Genomic DNA, 22,224 nt, shown 5'->3' with positions numbered 1-22,224 from the left:
GGGCCCAGGCGGGCACGCGGGGCACAGTCTCTGGACGCCGCGGCAATCCGGGATCAGTAGAATGCTGGCCGTGCCGCCACCCCCGCCCCCCTCCCCGCGCCCGCGTCGCGCCGCCCTGCTGCGCGGAGCGGCGCTGTTCAGCCTGTGGCTGGTGGTGGCGGGGCCCGATCCCGCCGGCCTCCCCTTCGGTCTGCTTGCCGCCGTGCTCGCCACGCGCGCGAGCCTCGTGCTGCTGCCGCCTGGCGCGGCGCGCATCGCGCCGGCCGTGCTGGCCCGCCTGGCAGCCGAGACGCTTCGGCAGAGCGCGGCAGCCGGCTGGGACATCGCCCGGCGCGCATTGTCGCGCGACATGCGCCTCGCCCCCGGCGTCGTCGCGATGCCGCAGCGCCTGCCGCCCGGCCCCGCACAGGACGGCTTCCGGCTGCTCGCGAGCCTCGCGCCGGGCGCGCTGCCGCTGGACAGCAAGGACGCGACGCTGCGCGTGCATGTACTCGACACGCGCGCACCGCATGCGGCGGAACTCGGCGCGACCGAGGGCACGGTGGCCGCCGCGCTGGGCACGCCGCGATGACGGAGATCCTGCTCGGCGCCGCCTTCGTCGTGCTGCTCAGCGTGCTGGCCGGGCTGTGGCGGGTGCTGCGCGGGCCGCGCCGCGCCGACCGGCTGATGGCCGCGCAGCTTCTGTGCACCGGCGGCATCGCGGCGCTGCTGCTGGTCGCAGGTGCCTATGGCGACGGCGCCATACTGGACGTCGCGCTGCTGCTTGCCCTGCTCGGCGCCTTCACTTCGGTTGCCTTCGTCATGGCGGCGCGGCTGGTCGGCCCGCGATGAGCCTTCTTGTCGGCGCCTTCAGCACGGCCTGCGTGCTGGCCGGGGTGTTCTTCTTCGTCGCCGGCACGGCAGGGCTGATCCGCTTTCCGGACACGCTGAGCCGCGTGCATGCGCTGACCAAGGCGGACAATCTCGGCCTCGGCCTGATCGTGCTCGGGCTGCTGCCGCTGGCGCCGGGTCTCGGCGCGGCGCTGAAGCTGCTGCTGATCTGGGTGCTGGTCGTCATCGGCGGCGCCACTGCCGCGCAGCTCATCGGCGCCGCGGCGGCGAGGGACGAACACGCCATGCCCTCTCCCCCCTCAGGGGGTAGAGGGTTGGGTGAGGGGGGCGTGCCGTGACCGCCGGCCTCCTGCTCGATCTCCTCCTGGCGCTCGCCGTGCTCGGCACCGCGGCCTGGACCCTCGCCGCGCGGTCGCAATTCGCCGCCGTGATCGGCTTCGTCGTCACCGGCCTGCTGCTGACGCTGGTCTGGGTTCGGCTCGGCGCCGTGGATGTGGCGCTGACCGAGGCCGCGATCGGCGCCGGCGCCACCGGCGTCATCCTTCTCTACGTCGTCGCCCGGCTGCGCGGCGGCGAGGCGGAGATCTCGGCCGCCACGCCGAGCCGTGCGCAGCGCGCCCTCGCCGCGCTGCTGGCGCTGAGCGTCGGCGGTGCGCTGGCCTATGGCGTCCTGTCCCTGCCCGATCCCGCGCCGAGCCTGGCGGAGGCCGCGCTGGCCGGCACCGCGCCGCTCGGCCTCGGCAATCCCGTCTCCGCCGTGCTGATGGCGCATCGCGGCCTGGACACGCTGCTCGAGGCGATCGTGCTGGTCTTCGCGGTGCTCGCCGTGTGGTCCATGGCGGCGGATCATCGCTGGGGCGGGCGGCCCGGCCCGGTCTTCCAGCGCGAGGAACACGGGCCGCTCTCCCTGCTCGCCCGCATCCTGCCGCCGGTCGGCATCGTCATCGGCATCTACATCGCCTGGGTCGGCGCCGATTCGCCGGGCGGCAAGTTCCAGGGCGGCACGATCCTCGCCGCGATGTGGGTGCTGCCCTGGATCGCCGGCCTGGTCCGCCCGCCCTCCGTCACCGACTGGCGCCTGCGCTTGATGATCGCGATCGGACCGCTCACCTTCCTCGCGGTCGGGCTTGCGGGCTTCGTGGTTGCCGAGGGCTTCCTCGCCTATCCGCCCGGCTTCGCGAAGCCGCTGATCCTGCTGATCGAGGCGGCGATGACGCTCTCCGTCGCCGCCGCGCTGGCCTGCCTCATCGCCGGCCCGCCGGAGCGACGGCGCCGCGCATGACGGGCACGGACATCCTGGCGCTGGCCGCCTGCGGCCTCGTCGCCATCGGGCTCTACGGCCTCGTCGCGCAGGCCGAGGTGCTGCGCAAGATCATCGCCTTCAACCTGCTCGGCGCCGGCGTCTTCCTGCTGTTCGGCGTGGTGGCGCGGCGCGGCGCGGGGGCGGGGCTCGCCGCCGATCCGGTGCCGCAGGCCATGGTCATCACCGGCCTCGTCGTCGCCTTCGCCGCCACCGCGCTCGCGCTGGTGCTGACGCTGCGCCTGTATCAGATCACCGGCGCCGCGACCGTCGCCGAGGATCCGCCCGAACCGACGGCGCCCGATTCGTGACGGCGACAACGCCGGAAGGCTGGCTGCTCGTGCTGGCGCTGACACTGCCGGCGGGCGCGATGCTGCTCGCCTTCGTCGCGGGTGGGCGCCATGCGCAGCGCATCGCGCTCGGCGCGCTGGCGCTGTGGCTGGTCATCGCCTTCGCGATCGCCCTGCAGGTGCAGCGCGGCGGCGCGCCGCTGGCCTACCTGATCGGGGGTTGGCAGCCGCCGCTCGGCATGGCGCTGCGCGCCGACGGCCTTTCCGCCGCCATGCTGCTGACGGGCGCCGTCGTGCTGCTCGCCGTCGCGCTGTTCGGCCGCGCGCCCTACGCCACGCCGCGCGGCGCGCAGGAGACGCGCGCCGCCTATGCCTATTGGTGCTTCCTGCCCGCGCTGGCGGCCTCGCTCGCCGCGGCCTTCCTCGGCGGCGACCTGTTCAACCTCTTCGTCGCGCTGGAGATGCTGACCTTCACCGCGCTGGCGCTGGCCTGCCTCGACGGCAAGCCGAGCCAGTTCAAGTCGGAGCTGCGCTACCTGCTCTTCGCGCTGATCGGCTCCGTGCTCTACCTGCTCGGCGCCGGGCTGCTCTACGGCGCCCATGGCACGCTCGACATCGCGCTGCTGGCCGGGCGCACGCGCGCCGATGCGCCGACCCTGGTCGCGGGCGCGCTGATGACGGCGGGGCTGATCGCGAAGATGGCGCTGTTCCCGCTGCATCTCTGGCTGCCGCCCGCCCATGCCGGCGCGCCCGCCGCGGCCTCCGCGCTGCTCTCTGGCCTGGTCGTGAAGGGCGCCTTCGTGCTGCTGCTGCGGCTGTGGTTCTGGGTGCTGCCCGCGCCGGTGGTGCTGAACGGCGGCACGCTGCTTGCGGCACTCGGCGCCGCGGCGATCCTCATCGGCAGCGTCGTCGCGCTGCGGCAGGAACGACTGAAGCTGCTCGTCGCCTACTCCACCGTCGCCCAGATGGGCTACCTGTTCCTGATGTTCCCGCTGCTCGCGGCCGGCGATGCCGAGACGGCCTCGCGCGCCTGGCTCGGCGGCGTGCTGCAGGCGGTCTCCCACGCGCTCGCCAAGGCCGCGATGTTCCTGGGCGCCGGCCTGATCGCCGCCTCGCTCGGGCATGACCGCGTCGCTGCCCTCGGCGGCGCGGCCCGCGTGATGCCGATCACCGTCATCGCCTTCGCGATGGGCGGCCTCTCCTTGATGGGCCTGCCGCCGAGCGGCGGCTTCGGCGCGAAATGGCTGCTGCTGCGCGCCTCGGTCGAGACCGGGCAATGGTGGTGGTCGCTGGTGATCCTCTCGGGCGGACTGCTGACCGGCGGCTATGTCTATCGCATCGTCGCGGCCGCCCTGGCGCCGCCGGCGCCGGGCTGCGAGGCACGCCCGGTGCCGCGCGCGCAGGAACTCTGCGTGCTGGCGCTCGCCCTCGCCTCGATCCTGCTCGGCCTGGTCCCGCTCAAGGATCTCGGCCTCGTGCGCGTCGGCGCGCCATGAGCTTTTTGCTCGTCCTTGCGCCCCTGATGCCGCTGGCGATGTGCATTGCGCTCGCCTGGCCGTCGGCGCGCGCGCACGTCCAGAAACGGCTTTGGGCGGCGCCGCTGCCGGCGCTGATCGTCGCGCTGCTGGTCGGTCATGTGCCGCCGCTGGTCGCCGATGCGGGCGGGCTGCGGCTGACCCTGCTGCTCGACCTGCCCGGCGCGCTGCTCCTCGGCGGCGCCGCGCTGCTCTGGAGCGCCGCGGGACTCTATGCGCGCGCCTATCTCGGCGACCAGCCGCGCTTCGCCGCCTGGTGGCTGCTGACGCAATCCGGCAGCCTCGGCGTCTTCATCGCGGGCGATCTCGGCAGCTTCTATCTCGCCTTCGCGGTGGCGAGCCTCGCCGGCTTCGGCCTGGTGGTGCAGGACGGCACGGCCGCGGCGATCCGCGCGGGCGCGCTCTATCTGCTGCTGGCCGTGCTGGGCGAGATCGCGCTGCTCTTCGCCTTCGCGCTGCTCGCCGTCGGCGCGCCGGGCGAATCCATCGCCATCGCCGACGTCGTGCCGCCGCTCGCGGCGAGTCCGGGCGGCGCCGTCACCGCGCTGCTGCTCGTGCTCGGCTTCGGGCTGAAGATGGGCCTCGTGCCGCTGCATGTCTGGCTGCCCGTGGCGCATCCCGCGGCCCCCATGCCGGCCTCCGCGGTGCTGAGCGGCGCGATCGTGAAGGCCGGCGTGATCGGGCTGATCCGCTTCCTGCCGGAGCACGGCGCGCCCGGCGGATGGGGCACCGCGCTCGCCGTGCTCGGCTTCCTCACCGCCTATTGGGGCGTGGTGGCCGGGCTGGCGCAGCGCAACCCGAAGACCGTGCTGGCCTATTCCACCGTCAGCCAGATGGGCGTCATCGGCGCGGTGCTCGGCATGGGCATCGTGCTCGACATCGGCGCGAGCGGCCTGCACGCGGCCTTCTACGCGCTGCACCACATGCTGGCGAAGGGCGCGCTGTTCCTCGGCGTCGGCGTAGCGCTGGCGACGGGGCCGGGCGCGCGGCGCTGGGTGCTGCCGCTGGCACTGCTGCTGGCACTCGGCTTCGGCGGCCTGCCGCCCACCGGCGGCGCCCTGGCCAAGGCGGCGGTGAAGGACGAGCTCGGCGCCGGGATCGCCGCCTGGTGCGCCGCGCTGTCGGCCTTCGGCTCCACGCTGCTGATGCTGCATTTCGTGCGCCGCGTGATGGACGCCGCGGCGGCCGAGCCCGAAGGGCGCGCGCCGCCCGGCCTGCTCGGGCCCTGGCTCGGCCTCGGCACCGCGGCGCTCGTGCTGCCATGGCTGCTGCTGCCGGTCGTGGGCGCGGATGCCGGCAAGATCTGGAGCCTCGCGGCCGTGGCGCCGGTGCTGCTCGGCGCCGCGCTCGCCTGGCCCTGGCGGCGCATCGCGGATCGCGTGCCGGTCCTGCCGGAGGGCGACCTGCTCGTCCTGGCGCGGCGCGGTGCCGCCCCGCGCGAGGCGCTGGGCCGCGCCATCCTCCGCTTCGAGACGCTGTTCAGGCCCTGGCCCGCGGCCGGCCTTTCGCTGCTGGCCGTCGTGCTGGGCCTGCTGGCCGCAATGGCCGCGAGGCCCGGCTAGACCACCCCTGCCCGCGCCCTGGGCAGGCTGCAGCGCCCGCAAGCGGCAGGACGCCCAGGGCGCGCGCAGACCGGGAAATTTCGTCCACATGAAGGATAGATTGCGCCCTTGCAATTTTTCGCGGCCGCTGCGATGTGCGCGGCTTCGCGGCCCCGTCCTTCGGCCGCCGGGAGACGAGGGAGACACCAATGAAGTTCACCATGCTCGCCGCGGCCGCGGCGGCCTTCATGACGCTTGGCGTGAACGAGGCGCTGGCCGGGCGCGACCTGGACCAGATCAAGCAGCGCGGCACGCTCCGCTGCGGCGTGCAGGGCCCGTCCAACCCCGGCTTCGGCGTGCCCGACAGCCAGGGCCGCTGGGGCGGCTTCAATGTCGAGATCTGCCGCGCCATCGCGATCACCATCTTCGGCGACCCGTCCAAGGTCGAGTTCGTGCCCGTCACCACGCAGAGCCGCTTCCCGGCGCTCTCCGCGGGCGAGGTGGACGTGCTCTCCAACAACACGACCTGGACGCTGACGCGCGACACCAACGTCAACCGCTTCAACCAGCCCGCCATCACCTTCTATGACGGCCAGGCGCTGATGGTGCCGCGCCGCCTGAACGTGACCAGCGCCCGCCAGCTGAACGGCGCGACGGTGTGCGTGCAGCCCGGCACCACGACCGAGCTCAACATCGCCGACTACTTCCGCGCCAACAACCTGCGCTTCACCCCGGTGGTCATCGCCGACCTCGACGAGATCCGTCGCGCCTATGACAGCGGCCGCTGCGACGTCTTCACCAACGACTTCGCCGCGCTGGCCGCGCAGCGCACGCTGCTGACCCGCCCGGCCGACCACGTGATCCTGCCCGAGCGCCTGTCGAAGGAGCCGCTCGCCGTCACCATCCGCCAGGGCGACGAGGAGCTGACCAACATCGTGGCCTGGACGACCTTCGCGCTGATCGACGCCGAGGAACTCGGCATCACGAGCGCGAATGTCGAGCAGATCGCCGGCTCCTCCACCAACCCCGTCGTGCGCCGCCTGCTCGGCGTCGAGGGCAACATGGGCGAGAGCCTGGGCGCCGCGCGCGCCGACTATGCCCGCCAGATCATCCGCACCTTCGGCAACTACGGCGAGATCTTCGAGCGCCATCTCGGCACCAACACGCCGCTCGGGCTGGAGCGCGGCATGAACAACATCTGGACCCGCGGCGGCCTGCTCTACGCGCCGCCCGCGCGCTGATCGCGTGACATCTCCCTCCCCCGCCCTGCGGGGGAGGGTCGGGGTGGGGGCCGCGCCCTCACCCTCCCTTTCGCGCCCGCACGAGACATCGCCGCATGAGCAGCACGACAGCCCGCGTCGCCATGCCGCCCGCCCGCGGCCTGATCCCGCTGCCCGGCTCCACGCGCGGCCTGCTGATCCAGGTCGCGCTGCTCGTCGCCGTGATCGGCCTCGGCTGGTGGTTCTGGTCGAACGCGCAGGCCAACATGGCCGCGCGCGGCCTGCAATTCGGCTACGGCTTCCTCGACCGCTCCGCCGGCATCCCGATCGGCGAGAGCCCGATCGCATACTCGCCCGCCGACACCTATCGCCGCGCGCTGACGGTCGGCCTGCTGAACACGCTGCGTGTCGCCATCGTCGGCATCGCGCTCTGCACCGTGCTCGGCATCCTGCTCGGTCTCGCACGGCTCTCCTCGAACCCGCTGCTGCGCGGCCTCGTCGGCGGCTACATCGAGGTGATCCGCAACACGCCGCTCGTGCTGCAACTCGTGTTCTGGCACGCGGTGCTGCTGCAGCTCCCCTCCGTGCGGCAGGCGCTGAACCCGCTGCCCGGCGTCTTCCTCTCACAGCGCGGCGTGAAGATCCCCGCCCTGCTCGCCGAGCCCGCCCTCTACGCCTTCCTCGCCGCCGCGCTGGCCGGCGCGATCGGCTGGTGGCTGCTGCTGCGGCGCGAGCGCGCGCGGCAGGTCGCGACCGGGGAACGCCGCCCGACCGTGCTGCCCGGCCTCGCCATGCTGCTGGGCTTCCCCGCGCTCTCGCTGGCCGCCGGCTTCGTGCCCACCGTGGAGTGGCCCGAGCTCGCCGGCTTCAACTTCGAAGGCGGGCTTTCGCTCTCGCCCGAATTCTTCGCGCTGCTGATCGGCCTCGTCGTCTACACCTCCGCCTTCATCGCGGAGATCGTGCGCGCCGGCATCCAATCCGTGCACAAGGGCCAGTGGGAAGCCGCCCGCGCGCTGGGCCTGCCGCCCGGTCGCATCATGCGCCTCGTGATCCTGCCGCAGGCGCTGCGCGTCATCATCCCGCCGCTGACCTCGCAATACCTGAACCTGACGAAGAACAGCTCGCTCGCCGTCGTCATCGGCTACCCGGATCTCGTCAGCGTGGCCAACACCTCGATCAACCAGACCGGCCAGGCGATCGAGGTGATCAGCATCTTCATGGCCGTCTACCTGCTCATCAGCCTCGTGACCTCGGCGCTGATGAACTGGTACAATTCGCGCGTCGCGCTGCTGAAGGAGCGTTGATCCGATGAGCGCGACCACCGCCCCCGCCGGCCCCGCCTTCACCGAGCGCGCCACGGCCTTCCTCCGCGCCTGCTTCGCCGGCCCGGTGAACAGTGCGATCACCCTCGCCTGCCTTGCGGTGCTGTATTTCGCCGTGCCGCCCTTCTGGGCCTGGGCCGTGACGAACGCCACCTGGAACGGCAATGCCGAGACTTGCCGCGCGGCGGGCGGCGCCTGCTGGGCCTTCGTGCGCGAGAAGTTCTGGTTCTCGATCTTCGGCCTCTATCCCTATGAGGAACGCTGGCGGCCGGCGACCATGATCGTGATCCTGGTCGCGATGGTGGTCGCCTCCACCATCCGCCGCTTCTGGGGCCGCTGGCTGCTGCTCGGCTGGGCCGTCGCCGCACCGGCGATGTGGCTGCTGATGCAGGGCGGCGTCTTCGGCCTCTCCTTCGTGCAGACGCGGCAATGGGGCGGGCTGACCATCACCGGCATCATCGCGGTCTATGGCCTCGCCCTGGGTTATCCGCTGGCGATACTGCTCGCGCTGGGCCGGCGCAGCGAATTGCCGCTGCTCCGCTGGTTCTGCACGGCCGTGATCGAATGCGTGCGCGGCGTGCCGCTGATCAGCCTGCTGTTCATGGCGGCGATCATGCTGCCGCTCTTCATGCCCGAAGGCGTCACCATAGACCGGCTGATCCGCGTGCTGGTCGCCTACACGCTCTTCACCGCCGCCTACATGGCGGAGGTGGTGCGCGGCGGCCTGCAGGCCATGCCGCGCGGCCAGTACGAGGCGGCGGACGCGATCGGCCTCGGCTACTGGAAGAAGATGCGCCTGGTGATCCTGCCGCAGGCGCTCACCGTCACCATCCCGGCGCAGGTCAACACCTTCATCGGCCTGTTCAAGGACACGACGCTGGTGGTGGTGATCGGCGTCTTCGACTTCTTCACCACGCTGCGCGCCGCGCTGGGCGACCCGAACTGGCTGGGCTTCCCGACCGAGGCCTATCTCTTCGCCGCCGGCGTCTACTTCGTGCTGTGCTTCGCGATGAGCCGATACTCGCAGAACCTGGAACGGACGCTCAGGCCGGAGTCGCGCTGAGTTCCACCCGCGCGCCGCTCCGCGTCTCCGACGGCAGGCACAGCGCGGCGATGCCGGGCGCGACGGCGGCGGGCGTGGGCAGCGTCGCCGGGTCCTCCCCGGGGAAGGCCAGCGCGCGCATCTTCGTGGCCACGATGCCCGGATCAGCCAGGTTCACGCGCAGCGGCGTCTTCTCCACCTCCTGCGCCCAGGTCTGCACCAGGTGCTCCATCCCCGCCTTGGCCGCGCCGTACATGCCCCAATAGGCCTTCGGCCGCAGCACGCGCCCGGTGGTGACGAACACCGCCCGCCCCGCATCGGAAGCCCGCAGCGGCGGATCGCAGGTGCGGATCAGCCGCCAGGCGGCCGTCAGGTTCACCGCCATCACCTCCGCCCAGTCGCGCGGCTCCACATGCGCCACCGGCGTCAGCTTGTTCAGCGCGCCGGCGTTGTGCACCAGGATGTCGAGCCGCCCGAACCGCTCCACGATGGAAGGCCCGAGCATGTCGAGGTCCTTCTCCTGCTTCTGCAGGTCCATCGGCAGCAGCGTCGCGCCGCGGCCGGTCGCGGCGCGGATCGCGTCATCCGTCTCCTCCAGCCCCCCCTGGGTGCGCGCCACCAGCACGCATTGCGCGCCGAGCCGCGCAAGCTCCACCGCCAGCGCCGCGCCGATCCCGCGCGAGGCGCCGGTGACCAGCGCCACACGGTCCTTCAGGGGCTGTTCCATCACGAATTCGCCGCAGCCAGCAGGGAGACGGGGCGCTGCGCGTTGTCCTGCTGGTCGAGCAGCGGGATGGCGTAGTCGCCGGTGAAGCACGCATCGCAATAGGCCGGGCTCGCCGCGTCGCGCCCCGGCCGGCCGAGCGCGCGATAGAGCCCGTCCAGCGAGATGAAGGCGAGGCTGTCCGCGCCGATGATCTTCGCCATCTCGGCCACGTCGTGCTTCGCCGCCAGCAGCTTGCTGCGCTCCGGCGTGTCGATGCCGTAGAAGCAGGAATGCGTGGTGGGCGGGGAGGAGATGCGCATATGCACTTCCGTCGCGCCGGCGGCGCGCACCATCTCCACGATCTTCCGGCTGGTCGTGCCGCGCACGATGGAATCGTCCACCAGCACCACGCGCCGCCCCTCGATGATCGCGCGGTTGGCGCTGTGCTTCAGCTTCACGCCCAGGTGGCGGATCTGGTCCGTCGGCTCGATGAAGGTCCGCCCGACATAGTGGTTGCGGATGATGCCGAGCTCAAAGGGAAGCCCGGCCTCCACCGCGTAGCCCATCGCCGCCGGCACGCCGGAATCCGGCACCGGCACGATCACGTCGGCCGCGACGCCGCTCTCCCGCGCCAGCTCCGCGCCGATGCGCTTGCGCGTGTCGTAGACCGGCGTGCCTTCCACGATGGAATCCGGCCGCGCGAAGTAGATGTACTCGAAGATGCAGAAGCGGCTCGGCTGCTTCGCAAAGGGTTTTTGGGATCGCAGCCCGGCATCGTCGATCACCACGATCTCGCCGGGCTCCACGTCGCGCACGAACTCGGCGCCCACGATGTCGAGCGCGCAGGTCTCGGACGCCAGCACGAACCCGCCCGCCGGCAGCCGCCCGATCACCAGCGGCCGCACACCGAGCGGATCGCGCGCGCCGAGGAGCGCGCCATTGTGCAGCGCCACCAGGCTGTAGGCGCCCTGCACCTGCTTCAGCGCGTCGATCAGCCGGTCCGTCACGGTGGAGTAGAGGCTGATGGCGATGAGATGGACGAAGACCTCGGAATCCGTCGTGGACTGGAACAGGCAGCCGCGCCGCACCAGGGCGCGCTTCAGCGTATGCGCGTTGGTCAGGTTGCCATTGTGCGCCACCGCGAAGCCGCCGAACTCGAAATCGGCATAGAGCGGCTGCACGTTGCGAAGCGCCGTCTCGCCGGTCGTCGCGTAGCGGTTGTGCCCCACGGCGGCGCGGCCCGGCAGCCCCGCGATCACCGCGGCATCGCCGAAATTGTCGCCGACCAGCCCGCGGCCCTTGTGGGAATGGAAGATCCCGCTCTCCTCCATGGAGACGAGGCCCGCCGCCTCCTGCCCGCGATGCTGCAGCGCGTGCAGGCCGAGCGCGGCCAGCGCCGCGGCATCGGCGCTGCCCCAGATTCCGACCACGCCGCATTCCTCATGCGGCTTGTCGTCCTCCCAGGGGGAGGTGTTCGCCATCTCGTCCATCGCGGTCCTTCAGCTGCGGCTGCGCGCGGGCGGCCGCAGGATCTGCTCGAGTCCCGGTTGCTGTGCGCCTTGCTGCGGCAGCAGCGGGCGGAAATCCGGCGGCAGCTTCTCCACCACCCACCGCGCGGCGTCGGCCACCGGCGGCAGGCTGCGGGCCTCGCGCACCGGATCCGGCCAGCGCTCCATCGCCGGCACAGCAAGGCCGCCCACGATATAGGCAAGCACGACGATGAACGCACCCCTCGCCAGGCCGAAGACGAAGCCGAGGGCGCGATCCACGCCACCCAGGGCCGACCGCTGCACATGTCCGGCGATCCAGTGGATCAGGATCTTGAGCACAACCAGAACCACCAGGAACACGCCGCCCACCGCGACGCCGGAAGCCAGCCAGTCCGGCTGGACATAGGCCTCCACCATCGGTGTCACCGCGGGCGCGCCGAGCAGGCCGGCAATGGCCGCGCCCACCCAGGCGCCGACGCCCAGCACCTCGCGGACCATCCCGCGAAAATAGGCCAGTCCTGCCGAAAGAAGCAGCACGGCCAGGACCACGCCATCGACCCAGGTCATCGCGGGGCCGGTATAGCGGGCGGGGGGTGGGGTGTCATCTTGGCCCCTGCGGCGATCCCCCGCGCCCCGGGCGCGTTGCACCGGCAGCGCCCCGTGACGGGGCACCCCCCAGGAACGAGGATGAACGCCATGCCGCAGGTCACGATCGTCGGCCTGTTCGACAACCGTGCCGAGGCGGAGCGCGCGGCCGGCCGGCTCCGCCAGGAAGCCGGGCTCGGGCCCGAGGAGGTGTCGGTCCATGCCGGTGGCGCCGGGGCAGATGCCGAGGCGGCGCGCCTGCCGGACCTTCCGCCCGAAGACCGCGCCTTCTACCGTGAAGGGCTGCGCCGCGGCGCGGTCGTGATCTCCGCCCTTTCCGATGACGGCCTCGTGCCCCGGCTCGTCCTGATCCTGGGCGAATGCGGCGCCGCCGACCTCGAGGCGCGGGAGGCCGACTGGCGCGCCGAGGGCTGGGCCGGCCCCGGAACCGAAACCGGCTTCACCGACCATGACGAGGACATCGGCTACGCCACCTATGGCGGCGACGCGGTGATCCGTCGCATCCCGCGCCGGCACGAGGACGACACGCCCGCGGGGCTGCTCGGCCGGTTCGAGATGGCGGCCATGCGCGACCTGCCCCCCGAGACGACCCGCCGCGCCCGCTGCTACCGGGTGATCGCCGAGATCGGGGAAGACCGGGCGTAACCTCAGGAGGGCGCGGCCGCGTCCTTCTTCCGCCGCACCGTCCCGGCCGCGAATTCCGCCACCAGGTCCGCCAGATGCCCGGCCTCCTTCAGCTTCAGGCCGGGCACCGCCGGCAGCGGCGCGCTGCCGCGCGCGATCCGCCGCGGCAGCGTCGCCGCCTCGAAGCCGAGCTTCTTGGCTTCGCGCAGCCGCGCCTCCGCCTGCGCGACCTGGCGCACCTCGCCCGAGAGCCCGACCTCGCCGAAATACACCATGCCGGGATCGGTCGGCCGGTCCGTCGCGGCGCTCATCAGCGCCGCCGCCACGGCAAGGTCCGCCGCCGGTTCCTGAATGCGCAGCCCACCCGCGACGTTGAGATAGACGTCGTTCATGCCGAGCCCCATGGCGCAGCGCGCCTCCAGCACCGCCAGCAGCATGGAAAGCCGCCCGGAATCCCAGCCCACCACCTGCCGCCGCGGCTGCCCGCCCGCGCTCGGGGAGAGCAGGCACTGCACCTCCACCAGCACCGGCCGCGTGCCCTCGATCCCCGCGAAGACCGCGCTGCCCGAGACATTGCCGCGCCGCTCCGCCAGGAACAGGGCGGAGGGGTTCGCCACCTCCACCAGCCCGTGCTCCGTCATCTCGAAGACGCCGATCTCGTCGGTGGCGCCGAAGCGGTTCTTCACCGCGCGCAGGATGCGGAACTGGTGGCCGCGGTCGCCTTCGAAATGCAGCGTCGCGTCCACCATATGCTCCAGCACGCGCGGCCCGGCGAGCGTGCCTTCCTTCGTCACGTGGCCGACCAGCACCAGCGCGAAGCCGCGGGTCTTCGCGAGGCGGATCAGCTCGGCCGCGCAGGCGCGCACCTGGCTGACCGTGCCGGGGGCGGAATCCAGCGCGTCGAGCCAGACGGTCTGGATCGAATCCATGATCACGACCGCCGCCTCGGATTCCGATTCCAGCCCGGCGGCGATGTCCCGCAGGCTGGTCGCGGCAGCGAGGCCGAGCGGTGCCTTGGCGAGACCCAGCCGCGCCGCCCGCAACCGCACCTGCTCCACCGCCTCCTCGCCCGAGACATAGAGGGCGCGGCGGCCGCCCGCGGCGATCCGCGCGGCGGCCTGCAGCATGATGGTGGACTTGCCGATGCCGGGGTCGCCGCCGACCAGCACCGCCGAGCCCGGCACGAAGCCCCCGCCGAGCACGCGGTCCAGTTCCGCGATCCCGGTCAGCATGCGCGCCGGCGGCGCGGATTTTCCCTCCAGCCCGACGAATTCCAGCCGCCGTCCGCCGGCCGCCTTCGCGGCGGGGCCGAGACCGCGCGCTTCCGAAACCTCCTCGACCAGCGTGTTCCACTCGCCGCAGGCGTCGCAGCGCCCCTGCCATTTCGGCGCGACGGCGCCGCAGGCCTGGCAGACGAAGCGGGTGCGATCCTTGGCCAACGCTGCCCTCGGGAACGAGACGGGAACGCTCAAGAGATAGTGCAGAAGAGGCGTGGGCAGAAGCGCGCATTTCAGGGCGGCACGCACGAAACGCTTTTTCCCCTCCGGGCGACATCGCGGCGAAACCGAACAGGCCGAGGGTGGCGCCGCGCGGGCCTGGTGCCCGCAGGACCGAGGAGGCTTCGCGATGACGATGCCGGGTTCGCGTCAGGGCTGGGTGATCGTCGGGGCGGTCGCCGTGATCCTCGCCATCGCCATGGGCCAGCTGGTCAACGGGCTGTCGGTGTTCTTCGTCCCCCTGGAGGCCGAGTTCGGCTGGCCGCGCGGCGCGATCGCGCTGATCAACTCGGCCGGGCTGGCGGGACTTGCGATCGGCGGTGTCGCGATGGGTGCGGTCGCGGACCGCACGCCGATCCGCCATGTCGCGCTGGCCGGCACGGCGGTCGTAGGCCTCTGCGTGATGGCGGCCGCCGGGGCGAGCGGGCTGTGGCAGTTCTACCTGCTGTTCTTCGTCGCGGGGGTGTTCGGGGCCGGCCTCTTCGCGCCGCTCTTCGCGCTGATCGGCGGCTGGTTCCCGGCCGGCGCGGGGCTTGCGATCGGCATCGCCTCCGCCGGGCAGGCGGCGGGACAGGGCGGCGTGCCCTTCGTGGCGGCGTGGCTGATCGAGGCGCTGGGCTGGCGCGGCGCCTTCCTCGCGCTGGGTGTGGTGTCGCTCGCCGTCATGGTGCCGCTCGCGCTGCTGATGCGCGCGCCGCAGCGGGCTGACGGGGGCGTGGCCGCGCGCGTGGAACCGCCGCCACCGATTCCACCGCGCCTCGCCGTGGCGTGGCTCAGCGCGGCGACGCTGCTCTGCTGCGCCTGCATGTCTGTGCCGCTGATGCACCTGGTGCCGCTGATCCAGGGCCTCTGCATCGCCGGCACGGAGGCATCGGGCGTGCTCTTCGCGATGCTGATGGCGGCGATCCTGGGGCGCGTGGCGTTCGGCAAGCTTGCCGACCTGATCGGGCCGATCCCGGCCTACATGACGGCCTCGCTGTGGCAGACCAGCGCGGTCTTCGCCTTCACGCAGCTGACCGACCTCGGGCAGTTCTACCTCTTCGCGCCGATCTACGGCTTCGGCTATGCGGGGGTGATGACGACAGTGCTGGTCACCGCGCGGATGCTGACACCGTCCGCGCAGCGCGCGACGCTGATGGGTGTGATCCTGGCCTTTGCGTGGCTCGGCCATGCGGTCGGCGGGTTCCAGGCCGGCCTGTTCTTCGACCTGACCGGGTCCTACACGCTGGGCTTCGGCGCGGCGGCGCTGGCAGGCGTGGTGAACCTGGCGCTGGTCGGACTCCTGTTCGTCCGCGTGCGGCAGCGTCAGGCGGCGATGGCGTAAGCGCCTATTTCCTGAGCTCCATCTGGATCGGCCCCTCGCGCTCCCCGCGCGCGAACTGGTCCACCATCGCGTTCCCGGTCTCGCCCAGCGTCGCCGCCGCGCCGGTCCAGACGATCTTGCCGCGATGGATCATCGCCGCGTCGTCGCCGATGCGGCGCGCGCTCGCCATGTCATGCGTGATGCTGACAGCAGTCGCGCCCAGCCGCTTCACGCAATCCACGATCAGCCCGTCGATCACCGCGCCCATGATCGGATCGAGCCCCGTGGTCGGCTCGTCGAAGAAGATGATGTCGGGCTCGGCCGCGATCGCGCGCGCCAGGCCCACGCGCTTCTGCATCCCGCCCGACAGCTCGCTCGGATAGAGGTCGCTGACACTCGCGGCGAGGCCCACCTGCGCCAGCACCTCGGCCGCCTTGTCACGCGCGGCGCGGCGGGTGATGCGGCGCTGCGCCAGCAGCTTGAAGCAGACATTCTCCCAGACCGGCAGCGAATCGAACAGCGCGCCGTTCTGGAACAGCATGCCGATGCGGTCGTTCACCGCCTCGCGCTCCCGCCGCGACAGTTTCGCCACGTCGCGCCCGTCGATCTCGATCGTGCCGGCATCCGGCGTGATCAGCCCCAGGATGCATTTGATCGTCACCGACTTGCCCGAGCCCGACCCGCCCAGGATCACCATCGAATGGCCGGCGCGGATATCCAAATCCACGCCGTCCAGCACCACCTTCGGCCCGAAGCTTTTCGCCAGTCCGCGCAGCCGGATCTTCGGAACGCCCGCGCCGCTCATCGCGTGAACATCATCGCCGTCAGCACGTAGTCCAGCGCCAGGATCAGGATGGAGCTCGACACCACCGCCGAGGTCGTCGCGCGGCCCACGCCCTGCGCGCCGCCGCCCGACTGGTAGCCGCACCAGCAGCCCATCAGCGTCACGACGAAGCCGAACACCGCCGCCTTGATCAGCCCGGAGATCACGTCCCAGGCCTCCAGGAAGTCGAAGGTCGCCTTGAGATAGGCGCCCGAGGAGAAGCCCAGCTGCTGCGTGCCGATCAGCCAGCCGCCCATCACGCCCAGGATGTCCGCGATCACCACCAGCAGCGGCATGGCGATGGTGCCCGCCAGCAGCCGCGGCGCCACCAGATATTTCATCGGATTGGTGGAGAGCGTGTTCAGCGCGTCGATCTGGTCCGTCACGCGCATCGTCCCGATCTCGGCAGCGAAGGCGGCGCCGATCCGCCCGGCCACCATCAGCCCCGCCAGCACCGGCCCCAGTTCGCGCGTGATGGACAGCACCACGACATTCGCCACCGCCCCTTCCGCGTTGAAGCGCGCGAAGCCGGTGTAGGATTGCAGCGCCAGCACCATGCCCGTGAACACCGCCGTGAGCGCCACCACCGGCAGGCTGAACCAGGCGATCTCGATGAAGGCCTTCAGGAACAGCCTGCCGTAGAAGGGCGGGCGCAGCAGATGGCTGATCGCCTCCGCCGCGAACAGCGCCACGGCCCCGGCGCCGCGCAGCACGAGGATCGCCGCGCGGCCGATCGCCGCCGTCAGGTCGAGGGCACGATCCAAGGGCTCAGGCGCCTTCATGGACGCGGTGGTAGCGCGCCCCGAGCGAGGTCAGGATCTCGTAGCCGATGGTGCCGCAGCGCGCCGCGATGTCGTCCGGCGTGTTGCCCTCCCCCCCGATCAGTAGCAGCCGCTCGCCCGGTGCGGCCTCCGGCACATCGGTCACGTCGAAGGTCATCAGGTCCATGGACACCCGGCCAATGAGGGGCACGGCCCGTCCGCGCAGCAGCGCCAGCGAGCGGCCCGAAAGCGCGCGAAGGTAGCCATCGGCATACCCTGCCGCAACGGTCGCGATCCGGCGCGGCTCCGTCGCCTGCCAGGACGCGCCATAGCCCACCGTGTCGCCCGCCGCGATCTCGCGCACCTGCAGAATTTCCGCCTCCACCCGCGCCACCTGGCGCATCGGGTTCGCCGCGCCGGGCGTCGGGTTGATGCCATAGAGCGCGCAGCCCGGCCGGGCGAGGTCGGAGCGGAAGCCCTCGCCCAGGAAGATGCCCGAGGAATTGGCGAAGCTCCGCTTCACGCCGGGCGCAATGCGCGATGCGGCCTCCGCGAAGCGCGCCCGCTGCGCCTCGTTCAGCGGATGCTCCGGCTCGTCCGCGCAGGCCAGGTGCGTCATGACATGCAGCAGGCGCAGCCCGTCCAGCCGCCCCCGATCCTGCGCCAGCACGGCCTGCTCGCGCGCATCCAGCCCCAGCCGGGACATGCCGGTATCCAGATGCAGCACCGCCCGGCTCCCCGCCGCCGCATGCGCCGCGACGTCGCCGAGATGATTCAGGACCGGAACCAGCCCGGCATCCTCGTCAGCGCCCGGCCGAAAGCCGTTCAGCACGACGATGTCCGGCGGCGCTTCCCGCGCGCCTTGCGGCCCGGCGCCGAGCGCCGCCCGCAGCACCAGACCCTCGGTCAGATGCGCGACGAAGAAGGTGGTGCAGCCCGCCGCCTGCAGCGCGCGCGCCACTGCCCCGGCGCCGAGCCCATAGCCATCCGCCTTGACCACCCCGGCCGCCGGCGCCCCGTGGCGCGCGACGAGGTCGCGCCAATTCGCGACGATGGCGCCGAGATCGACGTGCAGGATGGCCTGGCCGGGGCGGGCGGGGATCACCTAGTCCCCATAGCCTCCGTCATGCTGCGTATCCAGGTCGCCGAAGCGAGTGAACTCGCCCTCGAAGAACAGCTTGATCGTGCCGGTCGGGCCGTGGCGCTGCTTGGCGATGATCAGCTCCGCCTTGTTGTGCGCCTCCTCCATGTCCTTCTGCCACTTCTCCAGCGCGGCGCCGAACTTCTCGGAGTTGTCGTAGGTCATCTCCTTGGGCTGGCGCTGCGCCAGGTAGTACTCGTCGCGGTAGATGAACATGACCATGTCGGCGTCCTGCTCGATCGAGCCGGATTCGCGCAGGTCCGAAAGCTGCGGCCGCTTGTCCTCCCGGCTCTCCACCTGGCGGGAGAGCTGCGACAGCGCGATCACCGGCACCGCCAGTTCCTTGGCGATGGCCTTCAGCCCCTGCGTGATCATGCTGATCTCCAGCACGCGGCTTTCGGGCCGTGTGCCGGCGGCTGGCCGCATCAGCTGCAGGTAGTCCACCACGACCAGATCCAGGCCCTTGGTGCGCTGCAGGCGCCGGCACCGGGTGCGCAGCGCGCTGATGGTGATGGCCGGCGTGTCGTCGATGAACAGCGGCAGGCCGGCCAGTTCGCGGCTGACCTCCACGAAGCGGTCGAAGTCGCGCTGCGCGATGTCGCCACGGCGGATGCGGTCGCCGGAAATGCGCGATTCCTCGGCCAGCAGACGCGTCGCCAGCTGGTCGCAGCTCATTTCCAGCGAGAAGATCGCGACGCCGCCGCGCGGCACCGCGTTCGGGTTCTCCTCCCGCGCCTTGCGCAGGATCGCGCGCGCCGCGCCGAACGCGACCTTCGTCGCCAGCGCCGTCTTGCCCATGCCCGGGCGGCCCGCGAGGATGACGAGGTCCGACTTGTGCAGCCCGCCCGTCTTGCGATCCAGGTCGCGCAGGCCCGAGGACAGGCCGGAGACGCCGCCGGGATTGGAGAAGGCCGCCGCCGCATGGTCCACCGCGGCCGCCAGCGCGCGCTCGAAGCTGACGAAGCCGCCCTGCGTGGCATTGTCCTTCGACAGATCGAACAGGCTCTGCTCGGCCGCTTCCAGCTGCTGGCGCGCATCCAGCTCCGGCTCGGCGCCGAAGGCGCGGTTCACCACCGTCTCGCCGAGGTCGATCAGCTGCCGCCGCATCCAGGCGTCATGGATGACGCGGCCGTATTCGCCGGCATTGATCACGCCGACCATGGCCGAGAGCAGCTGCGCCAGATAGGCCGGGCCGCCCACCTCATCCAGCAGGCCGTTGTGCTCGAACTCCGCGCGCAGCGTCACCGCATCGGCCAGCTGCCCGGCCTCGATCCGCCGCTGGATGGCGCTGAAGATGCGGCCATGCACGGGGTCCACGAAATGCTCGGCCGCCAGGAACTCGCCGACGCGCTCATAGGCCTTGTTGTTGGCGAGCAGCGCGCCGAGCAGCGCCTGCTCGGCCTCCATGTTCGCAGGCGGCAGCCGCTGCGAGAGACCGAACAGGCCCTCGCCGGCGGAGGACGGACCCGGGCCGAAGGTGTTCATGGAAGCAGTCTAGACCGGCGCGCGAGTCTGCGCCTCCCCCACCTGCCTGTGGAAGGATGTGGATAGCGGGGACGCTATGCCGCCATCGGCGCCCCGCGGGCGGCGCGCGATTCCGCCTCGGCCATCCAGTCGCGCGTGATGGGCAGCGTCTCCAGCCGGCGGGTCATCTGCACCTGGAAGACCACATGCCCCCAATGGCGGAAGATCAGCTCCACGGAGGCCAGGTAGAACTCGAACATGCGGCAGAAGCGCTCGTCGTACAGCGCCTCGATCGCGTCGCGATTCGCGGCGAAGCGCCGCCGCCATTCCTGGATCGTCAGCGCGTAGTGCAGGCGCAGGATCTCGACATCCGTCGCGAACAGCCCCGAACGCTCGATGGCCGGCATCATTTCCGACAGCGCCGGGCAATAGGCGCCGGGGAAGATGTATTTCGCGATCCAGGGATTGGTCGCGCCCGGCCCGTCGATGCGCCCGATCGTGTGCAGCAGCGCGACGCCATCCTCGGCCAGCGAGTCGCGCACCATCCGGAACAGCCCGCCATACTGCGCCAGCCCGACATGCTCGAACATGCCGACCGAGACGATCCGGTCCACCTGCCGGTCCCAGGCGCGGTAGTCCAGCAGTTCGAACCGCACCCGGTCGGCCAGCCCGGCCTCCTCCGCGCGCTGCCGCGCCACGGCAAGCTGCTCCTCGGACAGCGTGATGCCGGTGACGCGCGCGCCCCAGTCGCGCGCCAGCGTCAGCGCCATGCCGCCCCAGCCGCAGCCGATGTCCAGCACCTCCAGCCCCGGCCGATCCAGCCACAGCTTCGCCGCGATGTGGCGCTTCTTCGCCTCCTGCGCGTCTTCCAGCGTCTCGCGCCCGGTCGGGAAATAGGCGCAGGAGTATTGCCGGTCGCGGTCGAGGAACAGCGCGTAGAGCCGGCCATTGAGGTCGTAGTGATGCGCCACGTTCCGCTTGGACCGCGGCGCCGGGTTGATCTGCGCCAGCCACCGCGTCGCACGGCGCAGCCATTGCCGCGCCTCCTCCACCGGGTGCCCGCCGCCGGCGGCGATGTTCAGCATCAGGAAGTCGAGCAGGTCATGGAGCGAGCAACCCAGCGGCTCGACCTCGCCCTCCATGTAGCCCTCGCCGAGCGCAAGGCCGGGATTGAGCACCAGCCGGCGCTCCGCGCGCCGCGTGCGGATGCGCATGCCGGCCGCGGAGCCGGGCGTCCCCCGGTACTCGCGCCGTGTCCCGTCCGGGTATTCCACGCTCAGCGTGCCGCGGCGAATGAGCCTCGTCATGGCAAGATGCAACAGCATGCCGGCACCTCCCCTTCGCTCCGGCCCTCAGGCCGGCTGCACCTCCGCGATGGCGGGCGCATGCGCGCGCTCGGCCGCCGCGATCCAGTCGCGCGTCAACGGCAGCGTGGCCTTGTCGCGCGTCAGCTGCAGTTGCCAGTTCATCTGCCGGCCGTGCCGGAACGCCATCTCGCAGGCGGCCAGGTAGAACTCGAACATCCGGCAGAAGCGCTCGTCGTACATCGCCTCGATCGCCGCCCGCTCCCGCGCGAAGCGCCGCCCCCATTCGGCGAGCGTCAGGGCGTAGTGCAGGCGCAGGATCTCGAGGTCGGTGATCCACAGTCCCGTCTTCTCCACCGCCGGCATCAGCTCCGACAGCGCCGGCGTGTAGCCACCGGGGAAAATGTATTTGGTGAGCCAGGGGTTCATGCTGGAAGGGCCGGCCATCATCCCGATCGCGTGCACCACCGCGACGCCGTCCGGCTTCATCGCGTCGCGCACCACCTCGAAGAAGTGCTGGAAATGCGGCAGGCCCACCGCCTCGAACATCGCCACCGACAGCACGCGGTCCACCTGCCCGCGCCAGGCGCGGTAGTCGATCAGCTCGAAGCGCACGCGGTCCGCCAGCCCCTCCGTCGCCGCGCGCTCCCGCGCCACCGCGATCTGCTCCTCGCTCAGCGTCAGGCCGGTGACACGCGCGCCCCATTCACGCGCCAGGTAGCAGGCCATCCCGCCCCAGCCGCAGCCGATCTCCAGCACCTCCAGACCGGGCCGGTCGAGCTTCAGCTTGGCCGCGATGTGACGCTTCTTCGCCTCCTGCGCCGCCTCCAGCGTCTCGTCGCCGCGCGCGTAATAGGCGCAGGAATACTGCATGTCGGGATCGAGGAAGCGGCGGAACAGCCGGTGATCGAGGTCGTAATGGTGCGCCACGTTCCGCTTCGACCGCGCCGCCGGGTTGAACTGGTCGAGCATCCGCTTCGCGCGGCGCCAAGCCTCCAGCACATCCTCCACCGGATGCCGCCCGCCTTCGTACTGGTTCAGCACGAGCACCGCGAGCACATCCGCGATCGTGCAGCCATCCGGCTCCACGCCGCCATCCATGTACAGTTCACCGAGGGCGAGCGCGGGGTTCAGCACCAACCGGCGCGTGGCGGCGGCATCGCGGATGCGGAAGGCCGCCTCGGGTCCGGGATCGCCGCCATAGTCCCGCAGCGTGCCGTCCGCGTGCCGGACGGCCAATCGCCCCCGGCGGATGAAGCTGCGAAGCGCCCGGTCGAGCAACCCCTGGAACATCGCCACCCCGCTTTCCGGGGCCGCGTTGGATGCTCTCAGCCCCCTTGCCCGGGAAGACTAGGTCAGGCCGTGCCGCGCTTTCCAGCGTGGCGGCCTGCGCTTCGGGGCACGAAGCCGCGTCGGTCCAGCCCC

General features: G+C 71.7%; 22 protein-coding genes. 12 read left to right on the top strand and 10 right to left on the bottom strand.

Features of this window, described 5'->3' with window-relative positions; all coding sequences use genetic code 11:
• Positions 1-61: 61 nt before the first annotated feature.
• From DFH01_RS17380 to DFH01_RS17335, 10 genes are all read left to right on the top strand, one after another.
• Positions 62-571: a Na+/H+ antiporter subunit E gene (locus DFH01_RS17380; RefSeq protein ID WP_158287799.1), complete on the top strand. Its 510-nt coding sequence runs from the start codon at positions 62-64 to the stop codon at positions 569-571.
• A complete protein-coding gene (locus DFH01_RS17375; protein ID WP_109871762.1) occupies positions 568-831 on the top strand; it encodes an MrpF/PhaF family protein in 264 nt (87 codons plus the stop codon). The genes DFH01_RS17380 and DFH01_RS17375 overlap by 4 nt, the downstream gene beginning before the upstream one ends.
• Positions 828-1,169 (top strand): monovalent cation/H(+) antiporter subunit G, encoded by a 342-nt coding sequence (locus DFH01_RS17370; RefSeq protein WP_109871761.1) that lies wholly within the window; start codon positions 828-830, stop codon positions 1,167-1,169. The genes DFH01_RS17375 and DFH01_RS17370 overlap by 4 nt, the downstream gene beginning before the upstream one ends.
• A complete protein-coding gene (locus DFH01_RS17365) occupies positions 1,166-2,113 on the top strand; it encodes a hydrogenase subunit MbhD domain-containing protein (RefSeq protein WP_109871760.1) in 948 nt (315 codons plus the stop codon). Before DFH01_RS17370 ends, DFH01_RS17365 begins: the two co-directional genes overlap by 4 nt.
• The gene (locus DFH01_RS17360) at positions 2,110-2,442 is read left to right on the top strand and encodes a sodium:proton antiporter (RefSeq protein ID WP_109871759.1); all 333 of its coding nucleotides are present in this window, start codon (positions 2,110-2,112) and stop codon (positions 2,440-2,442) included. Before DFH01_RS17365 ends, DFH01_RS17360 begins: the two co-directional genes overlap by 4 nt.
• Positions 2,439-3,917: a complex I subunit 5 family protein gene (locus DFH01_RS17355; RefSeq protein ID WP_233256157.1), complete on the top strand. Its 1,479-nt coding sequence runs from the start codon at positions 2,439-2,441 to the stop codon at positions 3,915-3,917. The genes DFH01_RS17360 and DFH01_RS17355 overlap by 4 nt, the downstream gene beginning before the upstream one ends.
• Entirely contained in the window at positions 3,914-5,518 is a 1,605-nt protein-coding gene (locus DFH01_RS17350) for a complex I subunit 5 family protein (RefSeq protein ID WP_109871758.1), read from the top strand. The genes DFH01_RS17355 and DFH01_RS17350 overlap by 4 nt, the downstream gene beginning before the upstream one ends.
• A gap of 188 nt (positions 5,519-5,706) precedes the next feature.
• Positions 5,707-6,738 (top strand): amino acid ABC transporter substrate-binding protein, encoded by a 1,032-nt coding sequence (locus DFH01_RS17345; RefSeq protein WP_109871757.1) that lies wholly within the window; start codon positions 5,707-5,709, stop codon positions 6,736-6,738.
• A gap of 95 nt (positions 6,739-6,833) precedes the next feature.
• Entirely contained in the window at positions 6,834-8,021 is a 1,188-nt protein-coding gene (locus DFH01_RS17340) for an amino acid ABC transporter permease (protein ID WP_199231274.1), read from the top strand.
• A 4-nt stretch (positions 8,022-8,025) separates the two neighbouring features.
• Entirely contained in the window at positions 8,026-9,102 is a 1,077-nt protein-coding gene (locus tag DFH01_RS17335; protein WP_109871756.1) for an amino acid ABC transporter permease, read from the top strand.
• Here DFH01_RS17335 and DFH01_RS17330 read toward each other — a convergent pair.
• The 3 genes from DFH01_RS17330 to DFH01_RS17320 are packed head-to-tail and all read right to left on the bottom strand — an operon-like array spanning position 9,083 to position 11,844.
• Positions 9,083-9,808, bottom strand: a complete 726-nt coding sequence (locus tag DFH01_RS17330) for an SDR family NAD(P)-dependent oxidoreductase (RefSeq protein ID WP_109871755.1) — start codon at positions 9,806-9,808, stop codon at positions 9,083-9,085. The two genes, DFH01_RS17335 and DFH01_RS17330, sit on opposite strands and share 20 nt — an antisense overlap.
• On the bottom strand, positions 9,808-11,277 hold the full coding sequence (gene purF, locus DFH01_RS17325) for an amidophosphoribosyltransferase (protein ID WP_109871754.1): 1,470 nt from the start codon (positions 11,275-11,277) through the stop codon (positions 9,808-9,810). Before purF ends, DFH01_RS17330 begins: the two co-directional genes overlap by 1 nt.
• A gap of 9 nt (positions 11,278-11,286) precedes the next feature.
• The gene (locus DFH01_RS17320; protein ID WP_109871753.1) at positions 11,287-11,844 is read right to left on the bottom strand and encodes a CvpA family protein; all 558 of its coding nucleotides are present in this window, start codon (positions 11,842-11,844) and stop codon (positions 11,287-11,289) included.
• A 129-nt stretch (positions 11,845-11,973) separates the two neighbouring features.
• Here DFH01_RS17320 and DFH01_RS27850 point away from each other — a divergent pair, with 129 nt between their 5' ends.
• On the top strand, positions 11,974-12,528 hold the full coding sequence (locus DFH01_RS27850) for a hypothetical protein (protein ID WP_146217080.1): 555 nt from the start codon (positions 11,974-11,976) through the stop codon (positions 12,526-12,528).
• Between the two features lie 2 nt (positions 12,529-12,530).
• On the opposite strand, the gene radA is transcribed toward DFH01_RS27850, so the two are convergent.
• On the bottom strand, positions 12,531-13,946 hold the full coding sequence (gene radA / locus DFH01_RS17315) for a DNA repair protein RadA (RefSeq protein WP_109871752.1): 1,416 nt from the start codon (positions 13,944-13,946) through the stop codon (positions 12,531-12,533).
• Between the two features lie 187 nt (positions 13,947-14,133).
• Between radA and DFH01_RS17310 the strand changes: the two genes are divergently transcribed.
• On the top strand, positions 14,134-15,327 hold the full coding sequence (locus DFH01_RS17310; RefSeq protein ID WP_109871751.1) for an MFS transporter: 1,194 nt from the start codon (positions 14,134-14,136) through the stop codon (positions 15,325-15,327).
• Positions 15,328-15,331: 4 nt separating this feature from the next.
• On the opposite strand, the gene DFH01_RS17305 is transcribed toward DFH01_RS17310, so the two are convergent.
• The 6 genes from DFH01_RS17305 to DFH01_RS17280 all read right to left on the bottom strand — a co-directional run bounded on the left by DFH01_RS17305 (position 15,332) and on the right by DFH01_RS17280 (position 22,092).
• Positions 15,332-16,111 carry an ABC transporter ATP-binding protein gene (locus tag DFH01_RS17305; protein WP_109871750.1) on the bottom strand — a complete coding sequence of 260 codons (780 nt, stop codon included), beginning with the start codon at positions 16,109-16,111 and terminating at the stop codon, positions 15,332-15,334.
• Positions 16,108-16,893, bottom strand: a complete 786-nt coding sequence (locus tag DFH01_RS17300; protein ID WP_109871749.1) for an MlaE family ABC transporter permease — start codon at positions 16,891-16,893, stop codon at positions 16,108-16,110. Before DFH01_RS17300 ends, DFH01_RS17305 begins: the two co-directional genes overlap by 4 nt.
• A gap of 4 nt (positions 16,894-16,897) precedes the next feature.
• Positions 16,898-17,995, bottom strand: coding sequence for an alanine racemase (alr, locus tag DFH01_RS17295; protein ID WP_233256156.1), 1,098 nt, complete (start codon positions 17,993-17,995; stop codon positions 16,898-16,900).
• On the bottom strand, positions 17,996-19,516 hold the full coding sequence (locus DFH01_RS17290) for a replicative DNA helicase (RefSeq protein ID WP_109871748.1): 1,521 nt from the start codon (positions 19,514-19,516) through the stop codon (positions 17,996-17,998).
• A gap of 74 nt (positions 19,517-19,590) precedes the next feature.
• Entirely contained in the window at positions 19,591-20,820 is a 1,230-nt protein-coding gene (locus DFH01_RS17285; protein WP_109871747.1) for an SAM-dependent methyltransferase, read from the bottom strand.
• 27 nt (positions 20,821-20,847) lie between these two features.
• The gene (locus tag DFH01_RS17280; protein WP_109871746.1) at positions 20,848-22,092 is read right to left on the bottom strand and encodes an SAM-dependent methyltransferase; all 1,245 of its coding nucleotides are present in this window, start codon (positions 22,090-22,092) and stop codon (positions 20,848-20,850) included.
• Between the last annotated feature and the right edge of the window lie 132 nt (positions 22,093-22,224).

It is taken from the genome of Falsiroseomonas bella (assembly GCF_003173615.1).
GTDB classification, from domain to species: Bacteria; Pseudomonadota; Alphaproteobacteria; order Acetobacterales; family Acetobacteraceae; genus Falsiroseomonas; species Falsiroseomonas bella.
The sequence above is the reverse complement of the archived record's forward strand: the minus strand, read 5'-3'. Positions and strand labels throughout refer to the sequence as shown.

Bases quoted from the DNA above. Each gene is read 5' to 3' on its own strand.
- purF (WP_109871754.1), bottom strand. From the start codon at position 11,277: ATGGACGAGATGGCGAACACCTCCCCCTGGGAGGACGACAAGCCGCAT.
- DFH01_RS17330 (WP_109871755.1), bottom strand. From the start codon at position 9,808: ATGGAACAGCCCCTGAAGGACCGTGTGGCGCTGGTCACCGGCGCCTCG.
- DFH01_RS17335 (WP_109871756.1), top strand. From the start codon at position 8,026: ATGAGCGCGACCACCGCCCCCGCCGGCCCCGCCTTCACCGAGCGCGCC.
- DFH01_RS17310 (WP_109871751.1), top strand. From the start codon at position 14,134: ATGACGATGCCGGGTTCGCGTCAGGGCTGGGTGATCGTCGGGGCGGTC.
- DFH01_RS17350 (WP_109871758.1), top strand. From the start codon at position 3,914: ATGAGCTTTTTGCTCGTCCTTGCGCCCCTGATGCCGCTGGCGATGTGC.
- DFH01_RS17345 (WP_109871757.1), top strand. From the start codon at position 5,707: ATGAAGTTCACCATGCTCGCCGCGGCCGCGGCGGCCTTCATGACGCTT.
- DFH01_RS17370 (WP_109871761.1), top strand. From the start codon at position 828: ATGAGCCTTCTTGTCGGCGCCTTCAGCACGGCCTGCGTGCTGGCCGGG.
- DFH01_RS17305 (WP_109871750.1), bottom strand. From the start codon at position 16,111: ATGAGCGGCGCGGGCGTTCCGAAGATCCGGCTGCGCGGACTGGCGAAA.
- DFH01_RS27850 (WP_146217080.1), top strand. From the start codon at position 11,974: ATGCCGCAGGTCACGATCGTCGGCCTGTTCGACAACCGTGCCGAGGCG.
- DFH01_RS17280 (WP_109871746.1), bottom strand. From the start codon at position 22,092: ATGTTCCAGGGGTTGCTCGACCGGGCGCTTCGCAGCTTCATCCGCCGG.
- DFH01_RS17340 (WP_199231274.1), top strand. From the start codon at position 6,834: ATGAGCAGCACGACAGCCCGCGTCGCCATGCCGCCCGCCCGCGGCCTG.
- DFH01_RS17320 (WP_109871753.1), bottom strand. From the start codon at position 11,844: ATGACCTGGGTCGATGGCGTGGTCCTGGCCGTGCTGCTTCTTTCGGCA.
- DFH01_RS17375 (WP_109871762.1), top strand. From the start codon at position 568: ATGACGGAGATCCTGCTCGGCGCCGCCTTCGTCGTGCTGCTCAGCGTG.
- DFH01_RS17380 (WP_158287799.1), top strand. From the start codon at position 62: ATGCTGGCCGTGCCGCCACCCCCGCCCCCCTCCCCGCGCCCGCGTCGC.
- DFH01_RS17360 (WP_109871759.1), top strand. From the start codon at position 2,110: ATGACGGGCACGGACATCCTGGCGCTGGCCGCCTGCGGCCTCGTCGCC.
- DFH01_RS17290 (WP_109871748.1), bottom strand. From the start codon at position 19,516: ATGAACACCTTCGGCCCGGGTCCGTCCTCCGCCGGCGAGGGCCTGTTC.
- DFH01_RS17285 (WP_109871747.1), bottom strand. From the start codon at position 20,820: ATGCTGTTGCATCTTGCCATGACGAGGCTCATTCGCCGCGGCACGCTG.